This window comes from Asanoa sp. NPDC050611 (assembly GCF_040654855.1).
In the GTDB taxonomy this organism is placed as follows: domain Bacteria; phylum Actinomycetota; class Actinomycetes; order Mycobacteriales; family Micromonosporaceae; genus Asanoa.
This window is the reverse complement of the sequence record NZ_JBFAIU010000098.1, coordinates 1-22798: the sequence shown is the minus strand read 5'-3', so window position 1 is coordinate 22798 and position 22798 is coordinate 1. Positions and strand designations below refer to the sequence as shown.

The window sequence follows — 22798 nt, the reverse complement described above, 5'->3', positions numbered from 1 at the left end:
AGTGCGCGGTCAGGTCCCGCCGGGTGCGCGCGTCCATCGCCGCCCCGCGCGGCCGGGCGTTGTGCCGCTCGAACGGCGGGTAGCCCAGGTTCGGCGAGCCGTGTTCGCGGGCCCCTGGGCCGACCGACTGGGCGTATCAGGGCGTTGTGCGGCTCGGGGCCGACGACGTCCGCGCGCTGGCCGCCGGCTACGCCTGGCAGCCGGTCGGGGTCGACAAGCCGGACAACCCCGTCGAGCCCTGGCCCGCCCTGGCACCGTTCGTGCCGTCGGGTGTGCGCTGGATGCGCAGTGACGCCTACGACGACGCGCAGGCGCAGGCGCGGTGGCGGCGCGTCTACTTCGACCCGGCGCGTTCGGTCGCGTTGTTCGAGCTCGACGACCATTGACGAGCGAGCGTTCGCCGGCGGGCCGCTCGGCGCCGCACGAGCCGCACGGCCTCCACCACGATCGTCACCGACAGTGCGATCCCGAGGCCCAGCAGCAGCCCGCGGATCGGGTCGCCCTCGAAGGCGGCGCCGCCGAAGTAGCCGATCAGCGCTGAGTAGAGCGCCCAGGCGAGGGCCGCGACCGCGTCGAACGGGGTGAACCGCGACCGGGGGTAGCGCAACGCGCCCATCGACACCGTCACCGCGGTCCGTCCACCCGGGATGAACCGCGCGACGACCAGGATGAGCCCGCCCCGTTCCGCGATCGCGGATCGGACCCAGTTCAGCCGCCGGGCGGGTTTGCGGCCCACCAACCGGCCCAGGGCGTACGAGATGTGGTCGCCGACGAACGCACCGGCGGCCGCGAAGCCGACCAGCGGCACGAGGTCGGGTTGCCCTCCGGCCGCGAACACGCCGGCCGTGATGACCGCCGTCTCGGCCGGCACGACCGGGAAGAACCCGTCCAGCATCGCGAGCGTGAAGATGAGCATGTAGACCCACGGCGAGGACATCACGTCGTGCAGGAGCTGCAGCACACCATCCATGACGTCCAGCCTGGGCGGTGCGGCGCGGCGCGGGCACCGGGAGAGTCCCGCCCGCTCCCCGGAGATCCGCCTCCGGGAAGACCCCCGGGGTCAGGCCGGCAGTCCTTCGGCGAGCAACCGGAACGCGCGGTCGGCCGCGGCCCTGGCCGTGTCGTGCAGGTCGTCGGCGGACGAGCCGGCCGCCAGCAGCCGCCAGTTCTCGCGGGCCAGGACCCGCTGCACCGCGAGGATCTGGGCGGCGGCGAGCCGGGCCGTCAGCGCGTCGAGGCCGGGGGTGAGCGCCTCGGCGAGCGCGTCCTCGTCGCGGGAGATGTAGTCGTTGACACGGCCCGACAGGCTCGGCGTCGAGAACACCATGTTGTGGAAGGCGAGCACCTGCGGGTGGTCGTTGAGGCCGGTGACCGGATCCCGGCGGGCCAGCCCGTCGAGGAAGTGCGCGTGCAGCGCCGCCAGCGGAGCCTGGCCCGCCTGCCGGACCACCCGGGCCGCCTCGCCCGCGTGGTCGGCGAACCGGTGCAGGACCAGGTCCTCCTTCGACGGGAAGTAGCGGAACAGCGTGGGCTTGGAGATCTCGGCCGCCGCCGCGACGTCGGCGACGGAGACCCGGTCGAAGCCGCGCTCCAGGAACAGCGCGATCGCGGCGGCCGACACGGCGTCGTGGGTCCGCTGCCGCTTGCGCTCCCGCAGGCCGATCTCCGCCATGGCGACAACCGTACCACCTCTGAGACTTGGTTAAAATCGTTACTGAGTTACAGTATCTCCATGTCCGACTCCGACTTCGCCGATGAGCTGGCGTTTCTCGCGCGTGCCCGGGAGGCCCTGGCCTGGATGCTCGACCACGCCCGGATGCGGGTGGCCACCGGCGACCAGGTGGCCGGGGACCGCTACACCGCCGAGCGGCTCGGCCGGATGCTCAAGAGCTACGCCAAGGAGCTGGCCGAGGAGCCCGACAGCCCGCTGTACTTCGGGCGGCTGTGGTTCGGCGCCGGGCCCGACGCCGGTGAGCACCGCGACCAGAGCTACTACATCGGGCGCCGCCGGATGACCGACGCCGCCGGTGAGCCGCTCGTGATCGACTGGCGGGCACCCGTGTCGGCGCGGTTCTACCGGGCCAGCGCCCGCGACCGGTTGGGCGTGACCACCCGCCGCCGGTTCGGCTGGAGCAGCCACCACCCGGTCCGGCTCACCGGCTTCGAGGACGAGCGCCTGGACCGCGGCGAGGAGCTGGGCACCGCCAGCCACCTGCTGACCGCGGAGATCGAACGCCCGCGGGTCGGGCCGATGCGCGACATCGTGGCCACGATCCAGCCCGAGCAGGACGAGCTGGTCCGCGCCGACCTCGACCGGTCGCTGTGCGTGCAGGGTGGTCCGGGGACCGGCAAGACCGCGGTCGGGCTGCACCGCGCCGCCTACCTGCTCTACGCGCACCGCCGCCAGCTGCAGCGCAACGGCGTCCTGGTGGTCGGGCCGAACCCCGCGTTCCTGCGCTACATCTCGGCGGTGCTGCCGGCCCTCGGCGAGGTGGACGTCCAGCAGCAGACCCTCGACGAGGTGTTGCGCGAGAGCCCGCCGGGTGCGACCGACAGCGACGAGGCGGCCCGCGTGAAGCACGACGCGCGGATGGCGGCCGTCCTGCGCCGGGCGGTGTACGCGCACATCGCCGAGCCCGACGGACCCATCGCGCTGCCCGTCGACGCGTACCGGTTGCGGATCGGGGCCGTGGCCCTGGCCCGGCAGGTGGCCGAGATCCGGGGCGAGGACCTGCCCTACGGCGTCGGCCGGGAACGGCTCCGGGCCCGGATCGTGGCGCTGCTCCAGCGACAGCTGGAGTCCCGTGGCGAGAGCCCGGGCCGGGCGTGGCTGCAGAAGATCGGCCGCGCGGCGGCGGTCACGGCGGCCCTCGACCAGGCGTGGCCGCGGATCCGCCCCGAGGAGCTGCTGACCAGCCTGCTCAGCGAGGCGCACACCCTCGCCCGGGCCGCCGACGGCATCCTCACCGCCGACGAGCAGAAGGCCATCCGCTGGGCCCGGCCGCCGCGCGGCTTCAAGAGCGCGAAATGGTCCGCGGCCGACCACGCGCTGCTCGACGAGATCGCCGGGCTGATCGACCACCCGGCCGGCTTCCGCCACATCGTCGTCGACGAGGCGCAGGACCTGTCGCCGATGCAGTGCCGCGCGCTCGCCCGGCGCAGCGCGCACGGCTCCCTGACCGTGCTCGGCGACCTCGCCCAGGGCACCACCCCGTGGGCCGCGGTCGACTGGCCCGCGCAGCTCGCGCACCTGGGCAAGGCCGGCGCCCCGGTCGAGGCGCTCACGCTGGGGTTCCGGGTGCCCGCCGTCGTGCTCGCCCTGGCCAACCGGCTGCTGCCCGGCCTGCACGCCGCCGCGCCGGCCACCCGGTCGGTCCGCACAGACGGCGCACTGCGGATCCGGCAGGCTCCCGACGTCGCCACCGCCACCGTCGACGCCGTCCGCGGCGCCCTGGCGCACGAGGGTTCCGTCGCCGTGATCGCGACCGGTCCGCTGCTCCCGGACCTGGCCGCGGCCCTGGCGCGCGCCGGGCTGAAGGTCAACGCCGCCGGACAGGACGAGCCCGACCGCCGGGTGACGCTGCTGCCGGCCGTCCTCGCGAAAGGGCTGGAGTTCGACCACGTGATCGTCGTCGAGCCCGGCGACATCGTGCGTGCCGAGAGGCGCGGGCTCAACCGGCTCTACGTGGTGCTCACCCGCGCGGTCTCCCGGCTGGACGTGCTGCACTCGGGCCCGCTGCCCGCGCTGCTGGTGGAGTAGCCGCCGCCAGGCTCCTGTGATAGACCAACATCATTGCGATGTACGTCGAGCCGAAGGAGCCTCATGCCCAAGCCGATCAGCCGTCGCTCCGTCCTGGCCGCCGCGGGCGCGGGTGCCGTCGCCGGGTTGTCCCTGCCGGCCGCCGCCGACGCCCACGCCGGCACAGTCCGGTTCACCCTCGACGCCGAGACACTCGACGGCGGCGAGCAGGTCACGTCCGTCACCCTCGACACCGCCCGGCTCGGCCGCATCGACCCGGCCACCCTGACCACCGGCACGTTCTCCGTCCACGCGAAGGCCACGAGCCCGATCCCGATCGCCGCCGGGGACCAGATCTTCAGTGAGTACGACGTGGACCGTCCGGTGACGGCCGCCCGGCTCGACCGGCGAGGAAACATCGTGCTCGAGCTGAGCTACGCCGAAGGTCAGGTCGGCGGTGGCACCCTCGGCTACATCCTGAGCCGGGGCCGCAACGTGCGACTCGACCTCGTCTACACCATCACGCAGAACGCGCCGATCGTCGTGCGGGGCCGCCGCCACACGATCGAGCGGTTCGTCCAGGGTCGACTGTCCAATCCAGAGGTTGACGCGTTCACCTACCACACCTCGCGGTCGGGCATGAAATACCGGCTCTTCGCCCCCGAGCGTCACCACGGCCGGCGCCCGCTCGTCGTCTGGCTGCACGGCGGCGGGGAGGGCGCGTCCCTGCCCGACGGCTACTACGACAACGAGACCACCTTGCGGGCCAACCGCGGTGCCCTGGGCTTCGCGACGCCCGAGGCACAACGGATCTTCTCCGGCGCGTACGTGGTGGCACCGCAGAGCACGTCGTTCTGGTTGGAGGACGGGCCGCGGTTCGCACCGCTGATCCTCGAGATCGTCCGCGACCTGGCCCGCCGGCACCCGATCGACCGCGACCGGATCCACGTCGTCGGTTGCAGCAACGGCGGCTACATGAGCCTGAAGATGACCACGACGTACCCCGAGGCGTTCGCGACGTCGGTGCCGATCTGCGGTGTGGTCACGTCGCTGCAGCCGGGCGGTCCGACGATGATCACCGACGCGGAGCTGGCGGCGATCCGCACGCCGACCTGGCTCGTCGCGTCACGCGACGACACGACGGTGCCGCCGGAGCCCAACACGGTGCACGCGCACGAGCTGATCCCGGGTTCCCTGATGACGCTGTACGACACCGTCACCTGGGACGGATACCGGTTCCCCGGGCACTGGTCGTGGATCTACGTCGCCCGCAACGACCCGAGCGTCGACGGCACCCACATCTGGCAGTGGATGGCCCGCCGACACCGCTGACCGGTGGTCGAGGGGGCCCGGGCCGGGCCCCCTCGATCCGGGTCAGCGCAGGTCGAACCGGTCGAGCTCCATGACCTTGGTCCAGGCGGCGACGAAGTCCCCGACGAACTTGTCGCGGGCGTCGTGGCTGGCGTAGACCTCGGCGAGGGCGCGCAGCTGCGAGTTGGACCCGAAGATGAGGTCGACCGCGGTGGCGGTCCACTTCACCTCGTCGGTGGCGAGGTCGCGGATCTCGTACACGTGCTCCTCGGTCTCCGACGCCTTCCACCGCGTGCCCGGGGAGAGCAGGTTGGCGAAGAAGTCGTTGGTGAGCACGCCGGGCCGGTCGGTGAGCACGCCGTGCGCGCTGCCGCCGACGTTGGCGCCGAGGGACCGCAAGCCTCCGATGAGGACGGTCATCTCGGGCGCGGACAGGTTCAGCATGTACGCGCGGTCGATGAGCAGCACCTCGGGCTGGGTCTTCTCGCCGGGCCGCAGGTAGTTGCGGAACGCGTCGGCGCGCGGCTCGAGCACCGCGAACGAGTCGACGTCGGTCTGCTCCTGCGTGGCGTCGGTGCGACCCGGCCGGAACGGCACGGTCACGCCCGCGGCCTTCTCCACGGCGGCCGAGCCGGCCAGCACGATCAGGTCGGCCAGCGAGATCTGCGCCCCGCCGGCCGCGTTGAAGTCGCGCTGGATCCCCTCCAGCGTCCCGAGCACCTTGGCGAGCTGCTCCGGCTGGTTGACCTCCCACCCGCGCTGCGGCTCGAGGCGGATGCGGGCACCGTTGGCGCCGCCCCGCTTGTCGGTCGAGCGGAAGCTCGCGGCCGAGGCCCAGGCGGTCGAGACGAGCTCGGCCGTGGACAGGCCCGACTCCAGCACCTTGGCCTTGAGCGCCGCGATGTCGGCGTCACCGACCAGCTCGTGGTCGACGGCCGGCACCGGGTCCTGCCAGAGCTGGGCCTCGGGGACCCACGGGCCGAGGAACCGGCTGACCGGACCCATGTCGCGGTGCAGCAGCTTGTACCAGGCCTTGGCGAAGGCCAGCGCGAACTCGTCCGGGTTCTCCAGGAAGCGGCGCGAGATCTTCTCGTACTCCGGGTCGACGCGCAGCGACAGGTCCGTCGTCAGCATCGTCGGCTTGTGCTTCCTGGCCGGGTCGAACGCGTCGGGAATGATCGGCTCGGCGTCCTTGGCGACCCACTGCTTGGCGCCGCCCGGGCTCGTCGTCAGCTCCCACTCGTAGCCGAAGAGGATCTCGAAGAACCGGTTGCTCCACCGGGTCGGCACGTCGGTCCAGGTCACCTCGAGGCCGCTGGTGATCGTGTCGGGGCCCTTGCCGGTGCCGTGGGTGCTCAGCCAGCCGAGGCCCTGCGCCTCGAGCGCCGCGCCCTCGGGCTCCGCGCCCACGTGGTCGTCGGCGATGCCGGCCCCGTGCGTCTTGCCGAAGGTGTGCCCGCCGGCGATCAGCGCGACGGTCTCCTCGTCGTTCATCGCCATCCGGCCGAACGTCTCGCGGATGAAGTGCGCCGCCGCGGCCGGGTCGGCGTTGCCCCGCGGGCCCTCCGGGTTGACGTAGATGAGGCCCATCTCGGTGGCGCCGACCTCCGGCGACATCTCCTTCTCGGAGACGTAGCGCTCGTCGCCCAGCCAGGTGTCCTCGGGACCCCAGAAGATCTCCTCGGGCTCCCAGACGTCCTGGCGGCCGAAGGCGAAGCCGAAGGTCTTGAAGCCCATCGACTCCAGGGCCACGTTGCCGGCCAGGACGAGCAGGTCGGCCCAGGAGATCTGCTGGCCGTACTTCTGCTTGACCGGCCACAGCAGGCGCCGGGCCTTGTCGAGGTTGGCGTTGTCGGGCCAGCTGTTGAGCGGCGCGAACCGCTGCCCGCCGTCGCCGGCACCGCCCCGGCCGTCGTGGATGCGGTAGGTGCCCGCGGCGTGCCAGCTCATCCGGATCATCAGGCCGCCGTAGTGGCCGAAGTCGGCCGGCCACCACTCCTGCGAGGTGGTGAGGACCTCGACGATGTCGCGCTTGAGCGCCTCGACGTCGAGCTTCGCGAACTCGGCCGCGTAGCTGAAGTCGGCGCCCAGCGGGTTGCCCTTGGCAGAGTGGGCGTGCAGGACGGAAAGGTCGAGCTGGTTGGGCCACCAGTCCCGGTTCGTGTGCGGCCGGCCGCCGGTCTTCGGGGTTGGCGAGTCGATCGCCGGGTTCTCACTCTCGCTGCCGTGCGCGGTCACTGAATCGTGCGCAACCGGGCAGCCGGTGTCCTTGATGTCGCTCATCTGGCTTCCTTCCGAACGGAGGGTGCGTTCGGGCGTTGACCGCCACCTGGGAGACCGTAGGACAGTTTCTGGAACTGTTCAACTCTTCGCGTGAGCCCGGTTGTGGGGTCAGGCGAGATCGGCGGGGCGGATCCGGAAGACCTGGAGGCGGAGGTCGTAGTACTTCTCGGTCTCGCCGACCCACTCCATGCCGATGCGCCGGGCGGTCGCCTGGGCGCGGGCGTTGGCCGGCCGGGCGACCGCGAGGACCTCGTCCCAACCCTGGTCGAAAGCCCAGCGTGCGACGGCCCGCCCGGCCTCGGCGGCGTAACCCTGGCCCCAGACCTCGGGGTGGAGCTGCCAGCCCATCTCGAGGTCCTCACCGCGCGGCGGCAGGGGCAGCAGGACCGCCCCGCCGATCAGCCGGCCGTCGTCGGAGCGCTCGACCGCCCAGCGGCCGGCGGGCTCCGGCAGCCGCGCGTCCTCGGCGATCCACTGTTGCAGAACGAGACGCATCGCGTCGATGTCGGGCACGTCGTCCATCGCCGGGCTGAGCCACCGGGCGACGTTGGAAGCGCTGTAGATGGGCAGTGCGGCCTCGGCGTCGTCGACCCGCCAGGGGCGCAGGGTAAGGCGTTCTGTCTTCAGCTCACCGGCCACGCGTCCCACTCTACGGCGGCGCCTGCGGGCCGTCGGCGGCTAGCCGGCGGCAGCGGCCCGACCGCGGCGTGAGTGAACTCACGTGCTGATGTCGGTAGGGAAGGCATCACCCTCGATCGGCTGGCCTGCGGGATGTCGACGACCCGGGCCGGTTCGCGATGCTGCGATGCATGCGAACCGATACCCGAGTTCCGGCCGCCATACGCGCGGCCTTCGTGATGTGGCTCGTCGCGGTTGGTGCGGGCGTCTTCGAGACGATCCTCGTCGTGGGGAGCGGCCAGGCGGGCGACGGCGCCGCCGTCGGTGTCGTCGTCCGCACGGCCGTCTTCGTCGCGGCGATCCTCGTGGCGTTCCAGATGCGGGCCGGCCGGCGGTGGGCACGCTGGGCTCTCACCATCGGCCTAGGCCTCCTCGGCACGCTGTCACTCGTCGTCGACCCCGTGCGGTGGCTGCTGGACGGCAACTCCCTGGGCGACCTGCTGGCCGGCGCGAGCGCCGTCGACCTCACCTTCGGCATCAGCCGTGGGATCCACGTCGCCGCCGTGCTCGCCGGCTGCGTGCTGATGTTCGTGCCCGCGGCGAACGCGTTCTTCCGCGACCGCGTCGCCGTGGCGGTCAGTGCCGCCGGACCGCGCCGACCTGCTTGACGTGCCGGACCATCGGGGCGGTCTCGACGCGTTCCACTCCGTCGAGCGGGCCGATCCGCTCGGTGAGATAGCGGTAGAGGTCAGGCATGTCGCGGCAGACCACCGTCGCGACCACGTTGGTCGGGCCGGTCGTCGCCGCGGCGAAGACGATCTCCTCGTGGGCCGCGAGGGCCGCACCGACCGCGGCGAGCCGCGCGGGTGCGACCGACAGCCACAGCAGCGCCCGGCCGCGGAAGCCGACCGAGTCCGGGTCGACCTCCACGTCGAAGAAGATGGCGCCCGTGTCGACCAACTCGGCCAGCCGCCGGCGCACGGTCGACTCGGGCCACCCGGTCGCCCCCGCGAGGTCGGCGTAGCCGCGCCGGCCGTCGTGGGACAGCGCGTCGACCAGGGGCTGGTCGGCGTCGGTGAGCACGGCGGGCCGGCCGCTGCCCGGTGGGGGCGCGAGCGCCGCCGACTGGGCCGGGCTCAGCACCGGGTCGAGCCGGTCCGGGCCGACCGCGCCGCCGGCGAACAGGTGGATCATGCAGTGGGCGCTGACCGACACGAGCCGCGGCGTACGCGGCAGCTTGCTCAGCAGCAACGCGTCGCGGTCGGCGGCGGCCGGCAGCCGGACGTTGCAGGCGATCTCGGTGCCGCCCGAGGTGAGGCTGACCCAGCCGGTGTCGTCCCGGCGCGCCAGGGCGTCCGCGATGGTCGCCGCCGCGTCGGGCGTCGTCCGCAGCCGGATCATCCACATCTCGTAGCCGAGCGCGATGGCGTTGGGTGACGCGACCACCCGCACGCCGGCGTGCTCGCGCAGGCGGCGGTAGCGGCGCGCGACGGTCTGGTCCGAGACGCCGAGGACTGCCCCGATCTCGCGGAAGCCGGCGCGGCCGTTGATCCGCAACGCCTGGATCACCTGGCGGTCGAGCATGTCGACTTCCATCGGTCCAGGCTACCCCGATGTCGAGATCCGCCATCATCCGCCCAGAACGTGGTGGCCGTCGTGGGAGCGGGCGCATGGTCCGACGCATGCGTAAGTGGTCACCGCTGCTCGCGGTCTGTCTCGGCACGTTCCTCCTGCTCGTCGACGTCACGGTCGTGGTCGTCGCCCTGCCCGCCATCGGCGACCGGTTCGCCGCGGGCCTGTCCGGCCTCCAGTGGGTGCTCGACGGGTACGCGCTCGCGCTGGCCGCCCTGCTGCTCGGCGCCGGTTCGCTCGCCGACCGGTACGGGCGCCGCCGCGCGTACCTCGTCGGCCTCGGTCTGTTCGCGGTGTCGTCCCTGCTCTGCGCGGTCGCGCCAGACGCGCGGGTCCTGGTCGCGGGTCGCATGCTGCAAGGCGTGGGCGGCGCGGCGATGTTCGCGACGACGGTCGCGATCCTGCACGTCAGCTACCACGGCCGGGACCGCGGCGTCGCGTTCGGCGTGTGGGGCGCGGTCAACGGGGCGGCCGCGGCCGCGGGCCCGCTCGTCGGCGGCCTCCTGACCGAACACGCCGGGTGGCGCTGGATCTTCCTCGTCAACCTCCCGGTCTGCGCCCTGGCCGCATGGATCACGAGGCGCGCGGTGTCCGAGTCACGGGCACCACGGACGGGCGGTTTCGACCTGCCCGGCACCGTGACGTTCACGGTGGCGGCGGGTGCGACGACCTACGGCCTGATCCGGGGCGGCGACGCGGGCTGGACGGACCCGGTCACCCTCGGCGCGTTCGTCGTGGCGGCGCTGACGGCGGTCGCGTTCGGGTCGGTCGAACGCCGTCGCCCGCACCCGATGCTCGACCTGGCGCTGTTCCGCCGGCCGGCGTTCGCGGCCATGGTCGTCGCCGCGCTGCTGGCCCAGGCCGCGGCGTTCGCGTACCTGCCGTTCACGACGGTCTGGCTGCAACAGGTCCTGGGCCACGGCCCGGTCGACGCGGGCCTGCTCGGCGCGCTGCCCATGAGCGCCGCGGCACTGGTGGTGGGTGCGGCGGCCGGTGCGCGCCTCCAGCGCTGGAATCCACGCTGGACGGTGGGCGTGGGCCTGCTCCTGGTCGCGGCCGGCGACCTGCTCCAGTCGACGGTGGACGCGGCCAGCACCGGCGCGGTGCTGGTGCCCGGCCTGATCGTCGCCGGCCTGGGCGTGGGTGCGGTCCTGCCGACGCTGTCGTCGGCCGTCCTGGCCGCGGTGCCGCGGGACCGCAGCGGTATGGCCGGTGGCACGCTGAACACGGCACGCCAGTTGGGGTTCGCGCTGGGAGTCGCGATCTTCGGCACTGTCTTCCAGCACGCGGTGACCAGCACGCCGGGCGACCCACACACGGCCTTCGCCGCGGGCCTGTCCACGACCCTGCAGGTCGCGGCCGCGGTCGCGGCCGCCGGCGCGGTGCTGGCCCTGATCCTGATCCGCCGCCCGGCACCGCCCGCCGACGACGCGACGCGCCAACTGGCCCGGCCCGCGACAACGCCCGCCTGATCTGCCCGGTTATGTCTAGCGTGGAGGCGTGGCGTCGCACACGGTGTTCTCCAAGGGGTTCTTCCGCGACCAAGGTCTGGACTACCAGACCCGCACGGTGCTGGGCCGAGCCGTCCACGGCGGCAGTGACGTCGGCGAGGTGCTCGCCACCATCGACCGGATCTCCGACCACGACAGCTGGCGCTCCGCGTGGACCGCGACCGCCTCACGGGTCCGCGCGGAAGCCGACGACCTCAGGCAGCAGGGCGACCCCCACGGTGCGAAGTGGGCCTATCTGCGGGCTGCCAACTACTGGGCCTGCGTCCTCGAGTCCGTGTCCGAGCTCGAGGACGAGGACGACCTGCGGCGCGTGTTCCGCGAGCACCGCGACTGCTGGAACAGCTTCGTCGACTGCTCCGGCGGTGCACACGTCCGGGTCGACGTGCCCTACGGCGACACCGACCTCCCCGGCTTCCTGCTGCGACCCGACGCGACCGGGACGCCCCGACCAACTCTCGTCATCACCAACGGCAGCGACGGCACCGTCAGCGGCCTCTGGGGTGACGCGGCCGCCGGTGCCGTGGCCCGGGGCTGGAACGCCTTCGCCTACGACGGGCCCGGGCAGCAGGAGATGCTCTTCGAGCGCGGCACCGCGTTCCGCCCCGACTGGGAGGCCGTGCTCACCCCCGTCGTCGACGCGCTGGTCGGGCGCGCGGACGTCGACCCGGACCGGCTCACCGGCTACGGGATCAGCCAGGGCGGCTACTGGCTGGTCCGCGCGCTCGCGTTCGAGCATCGGCTCCGGGCCGCCGTCGTCGACCCCGGTGTCGTGGACGTGTCGACCTCCTGGACCCAGCCGCTCGGGCACAGCATGCGCCGGCTGCTGGAGCGGGGCGAGCGGGCCGCGTTCGACCGCGACCTGAAGTTCGCCACCATGCTGCCCAGCCTCCGGCGCACGCTGGCCTTCCGCTCGCGCCCGTACCGGTCCGAGTCCGACTGGTTCGACCTCTACAAGGAGATCGAGGAGTACCGCCTGACCGACGACCTGGCCGCCCGCGTCACGACACCGGTGCTCGTCACCGATCCCGAGGGCGAGCAGTTCTGGCCGGGTCAGTCGGCCAGGCTCGCCGAACTGCTCGGTGACCGCGCCCACCTCGTGCGGTTCACCGCCGAGGAGGGCGCAAACCTGCACTGCCAGCCGCTGGGCCGCGCGCTCACCGACGGGCGGATGTTCGCGTGGCTCAACAGCACGCTCAGTGCAGCGCGCGGATGAAGCGCTCCGCCGCCGGGACCGCCGTCTCGCCGCTGCCGCCGCCGTTCTCGACGAAGACCGCGAACGCCACGTCGCCCTGCCAGCCCACGAACCACGCGTGCGTGTGCGCCGGGTTGTCGTCGAACTCCGCCGTGCCCGTCTTGCCCGAGACCGGGCCGCCCGGCACGCCCTTCAGCGCCGTCGCCGTGCCCGACGTGACCACCTGACGCATCATCGACCGCAACGGCGTCAACGCCGACGCCTTGAGCGCGGCGCCGCCACCGGCCGCGGGCTTGTCGGCCAGCACCGACGGCGTGACCACCGAACCCTTGGCCACCGACGCCGTCGCGCACGCCATCGCCAGCGGTGACACCAGCGTGGTGCCCTGGCCGAAGGCCGCGGCCGCCCGCTCCGCCCCCGAGCCGCCCGTCGACACCTTGCCGCTGAACGCGTCGACGCCGAGGTCCCACTTGGCCTCCAGGCCGAGCGCCCGGCCCGCCGAGGCCAGCCCGTCCGCGCCGAGCGACGGCGCCAGCGAGGCGAACGCCGTGTTGCACGACTTTGCGAAGTCCACCTGGAACGGGACCTTGCCGAGCGCGAAGCTCTCCGAGTTCTTGAACGACCGCCCGTCAACCGTGAAGTTCTTCGGACAGTCGACCACCGTCGAGGCCTGGACCTTGCCGCTGTCCAGCAGGCCGTAGGCGCTGACGACCTTGAACGTCGAGCCCGGCGGCACCTGCGCGGTGAACGCCAGGTTCTCGCCAGTGCCGCCGTCCGGGCCGTTGGCCGCGGCGAGCACCGCGCCGTCGCTGACCCGCACCGCCACGAGCGCCGACCGCTGCTTCAGCCCCGACAAGGCGCTGTCCGCGGCGTTCTGCGCGTCGACGTCGAGCGTCGTCTTGACCGGCTTGCCGGCCTTGGGCTCCGAGCGGAACAGCTCGTCGCCGTCGTTGACCTCGCCGTCCGGTGCCTTCTGCGAGACCACCACCGACACGCCGGGCGTACCCCGCAACTGCTTGTCCATGGCGCCCTGAATGCCGCCGTGCCCGACCAGGTCACCCTCGGCCACCTCGCCCGGCCGCTTGTCGATGTCCTCCTTGAGGGCCGGGTCGGCCGTGCCCAGCAGCGCCCGCGCGAAGTTGCGGGTCGGCGCCAGGTCGCGCTTCTCCTCCCGGAACCGGGTGCCCTCCAACGGTTGGATCTTGGAGCGGATCTGCTGGTACGCGTCGCGCCGCAGCGTGACGACCTCGAGGAACTGCGTGGGGTCCTGCGCCGACGCGATCCGCTTCGGCAGGTCCTTGACCAGCCCGGAGGGCAACGCGGGCCGGACCGACCCGAACGCCGAGTCGAGGGCCGCGGTGATGCCCGCCGGGTCGTCGACGCCGGCCGGCTCGACGCCGACCACGACGACGTCGCGCGGTGCCACGATCGGTTTCCCGGAACCGTCGACGATCCCGGCCCGGTCCGGCCGCTGGCGGCGCAGCCCGAGCTGGTCGCCGCTCTTCAGCTTCGCGTTGATGATCGCCGGCTCCCAGATCACGGACCAGACGTCGTCCTTGCCCTGGCTCAGCCGCACCGCCGAGTCGTAGGTCCAGTGGGTCTCGCCCGGCAGCGTCCAGTCGACCTTGATCTTGGCGGTGGCGCTGCCCTCGACCTCGTCCGGGTCGCCCTCACGCGACACCGCCGGCGGCGTCTCGGCCAGGTCGCCGGAGAGGTCCTTCAGGGCGGTAGCGACCTCGGTCGCGGCGATCTTGGTGCCGCCCGGGTCGACGAACGCCACCTGGCCCAGGTCGCCGGACTTCCAGCCGGCGAGGAACGCGTCGACCGCGTCGTCAGGGCCGGAGTCGCCGGAGCAACCGGACAGGCCGGCGGCGAGGAGCGCGAGGCTCACCAGCACCGCGGCAGGGCGTTTTTTCATCATCGGGTACGACCGACGCATGATTACAGATCCTTCCCCCGGGGACAGAAGGACCCTAGTACGGACCGCAAAATGGGTATGAGCACTCGTACTCAGGAAGGCCCATCCGGCGCGGATCCGTTACCGCGGCCGCCGTAGTCTGACGGGATTGAGCCCACAACGTCGTGGGTTTCGAGGGGAGTGGCACCAATGGATCGGCGCACGGCGCAGGACACGTCTGAAGGAGGCGGCATGCGCGGCGTCGCAGGCCGATCCGGGACACCGGACATTACCGATGAATACGACACCGCGCTCGACGACGACGTCGCGGTCGAGTCCATCGGCGTAGCCACCGGCACCGCCGACGACGGCGACGACGGCGACATCGACGAGCCGGTGCCCAACGCCGAGCGGCTGGTCGCCGAGGCCGTCGCGCTCGCCGGCCCGGGCACCCCCGAGGCCGCCCTCGTCGCCCGGTTCTGGCGGTTCGCCCCCGACGAGGAGCTGGTCGGCTACACCGCTCAGGAGATGGTCGAGGCCGCCGACAGCCACCGCGCCCTGGCCGCCCAGCGGATGCCCGGGCAGCTCCAGCTCCGGATCACCGAGCCCGTGGCCGACCTGCCGCACACCGTGATCCAGATCGTCACCGACGACATGCCGTTCCTGGTCGGATCGGTCACCGCCCTGCTCATCGGCCGGCACCTCGACATCCACCTGCTCGTGCACCCGCTGGTCGTGGTCCGCCGCCAGCCGATGGGCAAGCTCGTCGAGGTGGCCGCCGAGGTCGAGCCCGACGACGCCATCGACGGTGACCTGGTCGAGAGCTGGATGCGCATCGAGATCGACGCGATCCGCGACGCCACCGAGCGCGAGCAGCTCGAACGCGAGCTGGTCCGGGTGCTCACCGACGTCCGCGAAGCCGTCGAGGACTGGCCCAAGATGCGGCAGAAGGCGCTGGCCATGGCCGACGAGCTGGCCGCCGCCCGCACGACCGACGCCCGGCCGCCCGTCCCCGAGAAGGACATCACCGACTCCGTCGAGCTGCTCCGCTGGCTGGCCCGGGAGCACTTCACGTTCCTCGGCTACCGCGAGTACAAGCTGGTCGTCGGCGACGACGGCGAGCAGCAACTGGCCGCGGAGCTGGGCACCGGGCTCGGCATCCTGCGCCAGGACCAGACCACCCCGCTGGCCCTGACCGCGCTGCCGCCCGAGGCCCGGGCCAAGGTGCTGGAGAAGCGCCTGCTGATCATCACCAAGGCCAACTCGCGGGCGACGGTGCAGCGCTCCGCGTACCTCGACTACATCGGTTTCAAGGTCTTCGACGACAAGGGCGAGGTGGTCGGCGAGCGGCGGTTCCTGGGCCTGTTCTCCAGCGCCGCCTACCGCACCAGCGTCCGCGACCTGCCGGTGGTCCGCCGCAAGGTCGCCGAGGTGTTCGACCGGTCCGGGCTCTCCCCCCGCAGCCACTCCGGCAAGGACCTGCTGCAGATCCTCGAGACGTACCCCCGCGACGAGCTCTTCCAGATCAAGACCGACGACCTCTACCGTGCGGTGATCGGCGTGCTCCGGATGGCCGGCCGCCGCCAGCTGCGCGTGTTCGTCCGGCGCGACGGCTACGGCCGGTTCATCTCGTGCCTGATCTACCTGCCCCGGGACCGGTTCACCACGCACAACCGGCTGCGCATGCAGGAGATCCTGCTGCGCCGGTTCAACGGGGTCGGGCTCGACTACACGACCCGGGTCACCGAGTCGCTGCTGGCCCGCGTGCACGTCGTGGTGCGCACCGACCCGACGAACCCGCCCGGCGACGTCGACGTCGACGCGCTGGCCGAGGAGCTGGCCGACGCGACCCGCCTCTGGGACGACGACTTCAACCTGGTGCTCGGCCGCAAGCTCGGCGACGAGCAGGGCAAGCTCCTGTTCACGCGGTACGCGGACGCCTTCCCCGACGGCTACAAGGAGGAGAACACCCCGTACGAGGCGCTCAAGGACCTCGCCAAGCTGGAGCTGCTCGAGGAGCCCGGCCAGCTGGAGATGCACCTCTTCCGGAAGAACCAGAACGACGACGACGTGCGGTTCAAGGTCTTCCGGTACGGCGAGCCGATGGTCCTCTCCGCGGTGCTGCCGGTGCTGCACTCGCTGGGCGTCCGGGTCGCCGACGAGCGCCCCTACGAGGTCGAGCGCGCCGACGGCACCGTCTACCTCTACGACTTCGGCCTCGAGCTGCCCGACGGCCAGCCGCTGCCGACCGCCGTCCGGCCGCACGTGGAGAACGCGTTCGCGGCCACCTGGCGCGGCGAGGCCGAGGTCGACGGCTTCAACCAGCTCGTCCTGCTGGCCGGGCTGACCTGGCGGCAGGCGGTGATCCTGCGGGCGTACGCGAAGTACCTGCGGCAGGCCGGCACCGTCTTCTCGCAGGACTACATGGAGTCGACCTTCGTCGCGTACCCGGAGATCGCGACCCGGCTCGTCGAGCTGTTCGAGGTGCGCTTCTCGCCGCAGCTCGCGCTGGGCGAGTCGGAGCGGACCGAGCGCGCGGCGCTGCTGGTCGACGAGATCGGCAAGCGGCTCGACGACGTGACCAGCCTCGACCAGGACCGGATCCTGCGGTCCTACCTGACGCTGATCCAGGCGACGCTGCGGACGAGCTTCTTCCAGCGGGGCAGCGACGGGCGGCCCAAGTCCTACGTGGCCTTCAAGCTCGACCCCCAGCAGGTGCCCGACCTGCCGGCGCCGCGCCCGCGCTTCGAGATCTTCGTCTACTCGCCGCGGTTCGAGGGCGTGCACCTGCGGTTCGGGCCGGTCGCGCGCGGCGGGCTGCGCTGGTCCGACCGCCGCGAGGACTTCCGCACCGAGATCCTGGGCCTGGTCAAGGCGCAGATGGTGAAGAACGCCGTGATCGTGCCCGTCGGCGCGAAGGGCGGCTTCGTGCTCAAGCTGAAGCCGGGCGACCGGGACGAGGCGGTCGCCTGCTACAAGCTGTTCATCACCGCCCTGCTCGACGTCACCGACAACATCGTCGGCGGCGACATCAAGCACCCGCGCGACGTGGTCCGCCACGACGGCGACGACCCCTACCTGGTGGTGGCCGCCGACAAGGGCACCGCGACGTTCTCCGACTTCGCCAACGAGATCTCGGTCGCGCAGGGGTTCTGGCTCGGCGACGCGTTCGCGTCCGGTGGTTCGGCCGGCTACGACCACAAGAAGATGGGCATCACCGCCCGCGGCGCGTGGGAGTCGGTGAAGCGGCACTTCCGCGACCTCGGCACCGACATCCAGAGCACGGACTTCACCGTGGTCGGCGTCGGCGACATGTCCGGCGACGTGTTCGGCAACGGCATGCTGCTCTCGCCGCACATCCGGCTCGTGGCCGCGTTCGACCACCGGCACATCTTCCTCGACCCGTCGCCCGACGCCGCCTCCTCGTGGGGGGAGCGCAAGCGGCTGTTCGACCTGCCGCGCTCGTCGTGGGCCGACTACGACGCCTCGCTGATCTCGTCCGGCGGTGGGGTGTTCGCCCGCACGCTGAAGAAGATCCCGATCTCCGCACAGGTCCGTGAAGCGCTGGGTCTCGGCGAGGAGGTGACCTCGCTCTCGCCGCCGGAACTGCAGAAGGCGATCCTGCAGGCGCCGGTCGACCTGCTGTGGAACGGCGGCATCGGCACCTACGTCAAGGCCACTTCGGAGACCCACGCCGAGGTCGGCGACAAGTCCAACGACGCGATCCGGGTCAACGGCAAGCAGATCCGGGCGCGTGTGGTCGGCGAGGGCGGCAACCTGGGCCTGACCCAGCTCGGGCGCATCGAGTACGCGCTGCGCGGCGGCCGGGTCTACACGGACTTCATCGACAACACCGCGGGCGTCGACTGCTCGGACCACGAGGTCAACATCAAGATCCTGCTGGGCGGCGCGGTCGCCGACGGCGAGCTGACCGTGCCCGACCGCGACGCGCTGCTGGCCGAGATGACCGACGAGGTCGCCGACCTGGTGCTGCGCGACAACTACGACCAGGCGACCGCGCTCGGCACGGCGATCGTCCAGGCGGACTCGCTGCTCCCGGTGCACCGCCGGATGATCACCGAGATGGAGCGCTCGGGCCTGCTCGACCGCGCGCTGGAGGGCCTGCCGACCGACGAGGAGCTGGCCGCGCGCCCCGGCGGCCTGACCGCGCCGGAGTTCGCGGTGCTGCTCGCGTACGTGAAGATCGACCTCGAGACCGAGGTGCTCGCCGATCCGTTGGTGGACGAGCCGTGGACGTTCGAGGTGCTCGCCGACTACTTCCCGACCCCGCTGCGCGCGGCCTATGCCGAGCGGATGGCCGGCCACCGCCTGCGCCGCGAGATCGTCACCACGGTGCTGGTCAACGAGGTCGTCAACCGCGGCGGCACGTCGTTCGTCTACCGGGCGATGGAGGAGACCGGAGCGTCGGCGGCGGACATCATCCGGGCGTACGTGGTGACCCGCGAGATCTACGGCCTGCGGGACCTGTGGGCGGCGGTCGAGGCGCTCGACAACGAGGTGCCGACGACCGCGCAGACGCAGGTCTACCTGGAGCTGCGCCGCCTGCTCGACCGCGCGGTCCGCTGGCTGGTCACGAACCGCCGGTCGCCGCTGGACGTGACGGGCGAGATCGCCCGCTTCGCCGCGGTGGCGGACCTGCTCGGCCAGCTCGACACGCGGTTCGTCGGCGGCGAGCGCGAGTCGCTGCTGGCGCACATGGAGGAGGTCGAGAACCGCGGGGTCCCGGTGGGCCTGGCGACCGCGGTGGCCCGCGTGATGTACGGCTTCGGCCTCATCGACGTGGTGGAGACGGCCCGGGTGACGGCCCGCGCCCCCGGCGACGTGGCGCAGGTGTACTTCGTGCTCAGCGACCGCCTGCAGGTGGACGCGCTGCTGTCGAAGATCTCCCTGCTCCCCCGCGAGGACCGCTGGCAGACCCTGGCCCGAATGGCGCTGCGCTACGACCTCTACGCGGCGCTGGCGGCGTTGACGGCGGGCGTGCTGCAGTCCACTCCGGACGGTGCACCGGTCGAGGAGCGGGTGGCGGCCTGGGAACGCTCGAACGCGACGTCGGTCGGACGGGCACAGCGAGCGATAAAGGAGTTCGCGGAGTCCAACGCCGACCTGGCGGCGCTGTCGGTGCTGCTACGCCAGATCCGCCAACTGGTCCGCACGTCGTCGGCGAACTGAGCCGGCCGCGGGCGTCAGCCCTCGTCGGGCTCGTCGGTGGGTGTCCCGCGGCGGCGCAGGCCGCCCGGGCGCACGTCGGTCGGCGTCGCGTCGCCCTCGTCGCCGGGACTCGGGCGGCCCTCGTCGCCGGCACCGGGACGGCGGCGAAGGACGCCGGGGCGGACGTCCGACAACGCCTCGTCGATCGCGTTCGGGTTGCGGCGCAGGCCGCCGGGGCGCGCGTCCGGGGTGGTCGCGTCGTCCTCGGCCGTCGCGGTCTTGCGGCGCAGGCCGCCCGGGCGAGCGTCGGTCGTGACCGCGTCGCCGTCCGTCGGGCGGCGCAGGCGGCCCGGGCCGGTGGCGTCGTTGCCGAGGGGGGCCGCCAGGATGTCGGCGACCGAGCGGCGCTGGCGGGCCGGGTCGGCGTCGCCGGCGATCACGTCGAAGGCCGAGCGCCGCTGGCGGCCGATCGCGGGTCGCCGGGCCGGGACCTGGTCCTCCTCGTCGTCCGCAGGGGCCGGCTTCGACCTGGCGGCTTGTTTCGGTCGGCGGTCGGCCTCTCGCGACTCGACCGTGCCAGGCTTGGTCGCCTCGGGCTCCGCCGCAGCAGCCTCGGGCTCAGGGGCGGCCGGCTCCGTCGGCGCCGCCGCAACCGCGGGCGGCGGTTCGACCTCGTCCGGGACCGCGGCGATCGGTGGGCGGAAGCGTTCCGCGTCCGGCACCGGGCGGCGGCGCGGGGTGAAGGCCAGCGGCGACGCGCTCCGTGCCGACGCCGCCGCGCGGATCGGGGCCAGGCCGGCCACCACCGCGCTCGTGATCTCGGCCGCGTACGTGCCGTCCGGGTCGTAGTCCGGGTCGAAGACCGTCAGCTCGATGCCCAGGCAGTGCGGCGTGTCGACCAGGCCCGCGATCAACAGCTCCAGTTCCGCGAACGCGATCCCGCCGGGGTCCGGTGCGTCGACCGCCGGCATCACCGCCGGGTCCAGGACGTCCACGTCGATGTGCACCCAGTAGCCCGCGCAGTCCGCGAGCTGGTCGCGTGCCCACTGCGCCGTCCGGGCGGCTCCTTCCGCGCGCAGGGCGGGCACCGGGCGGGTCAGGACTCCCGCTGCCTGCAGGTCCAACCGGTACTCGTCCTGCGCGCGGATGCCGAGCACCACCACGTCGACGTCGCGGAAGTACGGTCTTCGGCCCTCGATCGCCGCCAGGTCGGCCTGGCCCCGGCCCGTGGCCAGCGCCAGGCCCTCGCCCGCCGCCGCTCCCACGTAGGACGCGTTGCCGGGATGCCGGAAGTCCGAATGGCCGTCCACGTAGACCAGACCGATCCGGCCGCCGACCGCCTCGCCCAGGCGATGCATGGCCAGGGCCGAGCCGAGCAGGATGGAGCAGTCACCGCCGAGGACGACCGGGAACTCGTCGGCGTCGATGATCGCGCCGATGCGGCCCGCGAGGGCCACGGAATAGGCCGCGATCGCGGCCGCGTGGGCCACGCCGTCGCCGGGCCGCCAGTCGCCCGCGTCGTAGCGCGGCGCCGTCAGGCAACCCGCGTCGCGGGCCACCAGGCGGCTCAGCAGGCCGCGGTCGCGGAGCGCGCCGGGCGCCTTGGCGCAGCCGGGCGTCGACGTCGGCGTGGGCGGTCGCAGGCCCAGGTTCGACGGCGCGTCCAGGAGCGCTATCCGGCGCACGGCGCTCACCGGCTCAGTACAGCGCGCTGGCCAGGGCCCGGCGGGCCGCCGAGACCGCCGGGTCGTCGGGACCGGCGATCGTGAACAGCGTCACCAGGTGCTTCCGCACCGTCTCCTTGTCGTCGCCGACGCTGCGCCGGATCAGGTCGACCAGCCGCTTGTACGCCCGCTCGGCCTCACCACCGAGGACTTCCACGTCCGCGGCCAGCAGCTGCGCGGGGATGTCGGACGGCGCGGCGGACGCGTCGGTCAGCGCCTTGGCCGCGTCGACACCCTGGACCCGGCGGTAGAGGCCGACCTGAGCGAGCCCGGCCTCCGCGGCCTGGTCGGCCGGCGATTCGAACAGGATCTTCTTGTACGCCGCCTCGGCCGCGTCGAGGTCGCCGACCATCAGCGCGTCGTCCGCGGACTCCAGGCGCGGGTCGGCCGGTGCCTCCACCTCGACGCCGCCGGCCTTGAGGACCGCGCCGATCCACTGGCGCAGCTGCGCCTCGGGGACGACGCCGGAGAACGCGTCGACCGGCTGCCCGCCGACCACCGCGAAGACCATCGGGATGCCCTGCACGCGGAACATCTGGGCGAGCCGCTGGTTGGCGTCGACGTCGATGCGGGCGAGCACCCACGCGCCGCCGCCCTCGACGGCCAGCTTCTCCAGGACCGGGGAGAGCTGCTTGCACGGCTCGCACCACTCGGCCCAGAAGTCGATCACCACGGGGGTGCTCAGCGACCGCTCGAGCACCTCGGTCTGGAACGTCGCCTCGGTGACGTCGATGATGGCGGCGCTGCTGCCGCCCGGGAAACCGCCGGGCACGCCGCCCGGAACGCCGTCGCCGGCGCCGGCGGAGCCGCTGGACGGCGGGGCCTGCCCGCCCGCGCCGGCACCGGCTGCGGGCGACGGTGATGCCTGCGGGCGCAGCGCGCCGAGGTCGACCGCGCCGCGGGTGAAGATCGACGGAGAGGTCCGTGGTTCGCTCATGGTTACCTAGTCTCGCACGCGCAGCGCGCGACGCAGACCGACCGCCACGGTGGTGAACAGCAGGGCCACCACGACCGCCGGAAGGGCGATCGCGATGGGCCGTGGCCAGGTCGGAGCCGCCAGCGCGAAGTCGTCATCAACGAAATACGGGACATACTGGCCGACCACCGCCCAGGCGATGACGGCCGCCACCAAACCGGTGACCACGGCCGCGACGGCGACCGGCAGATAGGTCCAGAGCACCCAGCTTCCGGCGGTACGCGTCGCGAGCCCCTGCCGCCGCAGGGCGACCACGTCGTCGAGGGTCCGCCGGCGGTCGACGGCCGCCATCAGCCACATGCCGCACGCGGCGAGCAGCACCGCGACCCCGCCGGCCAGCAGGTGGAACCAGACGGCCAGCGCCGGGCCGCGCGCGTCGAGCCGGTCCGCCGCCGCGGCGACCGAGTCGCGGCCGACGACGACCAGGCCTTTCGCGGTCAACTGCTGCTCGACGTCGGCCGGGGCCGCCCGGCCGAGCCAGACCTCGGCCGTCGTGAGGTCCGTGCTGCCGGTGGCGACCCGCTCGGCGTACCCCAGGTCCATCAGGAGTCCCGTGCCGATCCGCGGCAGCGCCCGGCCCTCGGCGGCCGTCCGGATCGCGACCACGTTGCCGTCGACGCCCTCGGCCTCGCCGGACTTCGGCGGCGGGCCCGTCACCGGCGTCGCGCTGGCGACCGCGATCGCGGCGGTGGTCGCGGTGATCCGGGAGCGGCAGGCCGCGCGGATCGCGGAACTCTCCAAACTGG

At 72.9% G+C, this 22798-nt stretch carries 15 protein-coding genes and 1 pseudogene; 7 read left to right on the top strand and 9 right to left on the bottom strand.

The window, feature by feature from the left end:
* Positions 1-146: 146 nt before the first annotated feature.
* A complete protein-coding gene (locus AB0H87_RS17450; RefSeq protein WP_360145897.1) occupies positions 147-386 on the top strand; it encodes a hypothetical protein in 240 nt (79 codons plus the stop codon).
* Here the strand turns inward: AB0H87_RS17450 and AB0H87_RS17445 are convergent.
* Together AB0H87_RS17445 and AB0H87_RS17440 are read right to left on the bottom strand one after the other, a co-directional pair.
* Positions 335-970 (bottom strand): DedA family protein, encoded by a 636-nt coding sequence (locus tag AB0H87_RS17445; RefSeq protein ID WP_360145894.1) that lies wholly within the window; start codon positions 968-970, stop codon positions 335-337. The genes AB0H87_RS17450 and AB0H87_RS17445 overlap by 52 nt on opposite strands.
* A gap of 90 nt (positions 971-1060) precedes the next feature.
* Complete coding sequence (locus AB0H87_RS17440; protein ID WP_360145900.1) at positions 1061-1663, bottom strand: TetR family transcriptional regulator; 603 nt, start codon at positions 1661-1663, stop codon at positions 1061-1063.
* A gap of 69 nt (positions 1664-1732) precedes the next feature.
* Here AB0H87_RS17440 and AB0H87_RS17435 point away from each other — a divergent pair, with 69 nt between their 5' ends.
* Together AB0H87_RS17435 and AB0H87_RS17430 are read left to right on the top strand one after the other, a co-directional pair.
* Positions 1733-3760 carry an AAA family ATPase gene (locus AB0H87_RS17435; RefSeq protein WP_360145891.1) on the top strand — a complete coding sequence of 676 codons (2028 nt, stop codon included), beginning with the start codon at positions 1733-1735 and terminating at the stop codon, positions 3758-3760.
* 63 nt (positions 3761-3823) lie between these two features.
* Positions 3824-5071 (top strand): prolyl oligopeptidase family serine peptidase, encoded by a 1248-nt coding sequence (locus AB0H87_RS17430; protein ID WP_360145888.1) that lies wholly within the window; start codon positions 3824-3826, stop codon positions 5069-5071.
* 42 nt (positions 5072-5113) lie between these two features.
* On the opposite strand, the gene katG is transcribed toward AB0H87_RS17430, so the two are convergent.
* Together katG and AB0H87_RS17420 are read right to left on the bottom strand one after the other, a co-directional pair.
* Positions 5114-7333 (bottom strand): catalase/peroxidase HPI, encoded by a 2220-nt coding sequence (katG, locus tag AB0H87_RS17425; RefSeq protein WP_360145885.1) that lies wholly within the window; start codon positions 7331-7333, stop codon positions 5114-5116.
* A gap of 108 nt (positions 7334-7441) precedes the next feature.
* The gene (locus AB0H87_RS17420; protein ID WP_360145882.1) at positions 7442-7972 is read right to left on the bottom strand and encodes a GNAT family N-acetyltransferase; all 531 of its coding nucleotides are present in this window, start codon (positions 7970-7972) and stop codon (positions 7442-7444) included.
* A 170-nt stretch (positions 7973-8142) separates the two neighbouring features.
* On the opposite strand from AB0H87_RS17420, the gene AB0H87_RS17415 reads away from it, so the two are divergent.
* Positions 8143-8619: a hypothetical protein gene (locus tag AB0H87_RS17415; RefSeq protein WP_360145879.1), complete on the top strand. Its 477-nt coding sequence runs from the start codon at positions 8143-8145 to the stop codon at positions 8617-8619.
* Here the strand turns inward: AB0H87_RS17415 and AB0H87_RS17410 are convergent.
* The gene (locus AB0H87_RS17410; RefSeq protein ID WP_360145876.1) at positions 8588-9547 is read right to left on the bottom strand and encodes an AsnC family transcriptional regulator; all 960 of its coding nucleotides are present in this window, start codon (positions 9545-9547) and stop codon (positions 8588-8590) included. The genes AB0H87_RS17415 and AB0H87_RS17410 overlap by 32 nt on opposite strands.
* Positions 9548-9633: 86 nt before the next feature.
* On the opposite strand from AB0H87_RS17410, the gene AB0H87_RS17405 reads away from it, so the two are divergent.
* Both AB0H87_RS17405 and AB0H87_RS17400 read left to right on the top strand, forming a co-directional pair.
* The gene (locus AB0H87_RS17405; RefSeq protein ID WP_360145873.1) at positions 9634-11055 is read left to right on the top strand and encodes an MFS transporter; all 1422 of its coding nucleotides are present in this window, start codon (positions 9634-9636) and stop codon (positions 11053-11055) included.
* Between the two features lie 28 nt (positions 11056-11083).
* Complete coding sequence (locus AB0H87_RS17400; RefSeq protein ID WP_360145870.1) at positions 11084-12307, top strand: hypothetical protein; 1224 nt, start codon at positions 11084-11086, stop codon at positions 12305-12307.
* Here AB0H87_RS17400 and AB0H87_RS17395 read toward each other — a convergent pair.
* Positions 12288-14225 (bottom strand): penicillin-binding transpeptidase domain-containing protein, encoded by a 1938-nt coding sequence (locus tag AB0H87_RS17395; protein WP_360145867.1) that lies wholly within the window; start codon positions 14223-14225, stop codon positions 12288-12290. The genes AB0H87_RS17400 and AB0H87_RS17395 overlap by 20 nt on opposite strands.
* Positions 14226-14435: 210 nt before the next feature.
* On the opposite strand from AB0H87_RS17395, the gene AB0H87_RS17390 reads away from it, so the two are divergent.
* Complete coding sequence (locus AB0H87_RS17390; protein WP_360145864.1) at positions 14436-19373, top strand: NAD-glutamate dehydrogenase; 4938 nt, start codon at positions 14436-14438, stop codon at positions 19371-19373.
* Positions 19374-20134: 761 nt separating this feature from the next.
* On the opposite strand, the pseudogene AB0H87_RS17385 reads toward AB0H87_RS17390, so the two are convergent.
* The 3 genes and pseudogenes from AB0H87_RS17385 to AB0H87_RS17375 all read right to left on the bottom strand — a co-directional run.
* Positions 20135-21037, bottom strand: a pseudogene (locus tag AB0H87_RS17385) (arginase family protein); the annotation flags it as partial.
* A gap of 13 nt (positions 21038-21050) precedes the next feature.
* Positions 21051-22013 carry a tetratricopeptide repeat protein gene (locus AB0H87_RS17380; protein ID WP_360145861.1) on the bottom strand — a complete coding sequence of 321 codons (963 nt, stop codon included), beginning with the start codon at positions 22011-22013 and terminating at the stop codon, positions 21051-21053.
* Between the two features lie 6 nt (positions 22014-22019).
* Positions 22020-22798: FtsX-like permease family protein (locus AB0H87_RS17375; RefSeq protein ID WP_360145858.1), on the bottom strand; the 779-nt coding region annotated here is incomplete at its 5' end.

What these genes read in the sequence shown, in the direction of transcription:
- AB0H87_RS17415 (WP_360145879.1), top strand. Translation starts at nt 8,143, where the DNA reads ATGCGAACCGATACCCGAGTTCCGGCCGCCATACGCGCGGCCTTCGTG.
- AB0H87_RS17410 (WP_360145876.1), bottom strand. Translation starts at nt 9,547, where the DNA reads ATGGAAGTCGACATGCTCGACCGCCAGGTGATCCAGGCGTTGCGGATC.
- AB0H87_RS17445 (WP_360145894.1), bottom strand. Translation starts at nt 970, where the DNA reads ATGGATGGTGTGCTGCAGCTCCTGCACGACGTGATGTCCTCGCCGTGG.
- katG (WP_360145885.1), bottom strand. Translation starts at nt 7,333, where the DNA reads ATGAGCGACATCAAGGACACCGGCTGCCCGGTTGCGCACGATTCAGTG.
- AB0H87_RS17435 (WP_360145891.1), top strand. Translation starts at nt 1,733, where the DNA reads ATGTCCGACTCCGACTTCGCCGATGAGCTGGCGTTTCTCGCGCGTGCC.
- AB0H87_RS17380 (WP_360145861.1), bottom strand. Translation starts at nt 22,013, where the DNA reads ATGAGCGAACCACGGACCTCTCCGTCGATCTTCACCCGCGGCGCGGTC.
- AB0H87_RS17395 (WP_360145867.1), bottom strand. Translation starts at nt 14,225, where the DNA reads ATGCGTCGGTCGTACCCGATGATGAAAAAACGCCCTGCCGCGGTGCTG.
- AB0H87_RS17430 (WP_360145888.1), top strand. Translation starts at nt 3,824, where the DNA reads ATGCCCAAGCCGATCAGCCGTCGCTCCGTCCTGGCCGCCGCGGGCGCG.
- AB0H87_RS17390 (WP_360145864.1), top strand. Translation starts at nt 14,436, where the DNA reads ATGCGCGGCGTCGCAGGCCGATCCGGGACACCGGACATTACCGATGAA.
- AB0H87_RS17405 (WP_360145873.1), top strand. Translation starts at nt 9,634, where the DNA reads ATGCGTAAGTGGTCACCGCTGCTCGCGGTCTGTCTCGGCACGTTCCTC.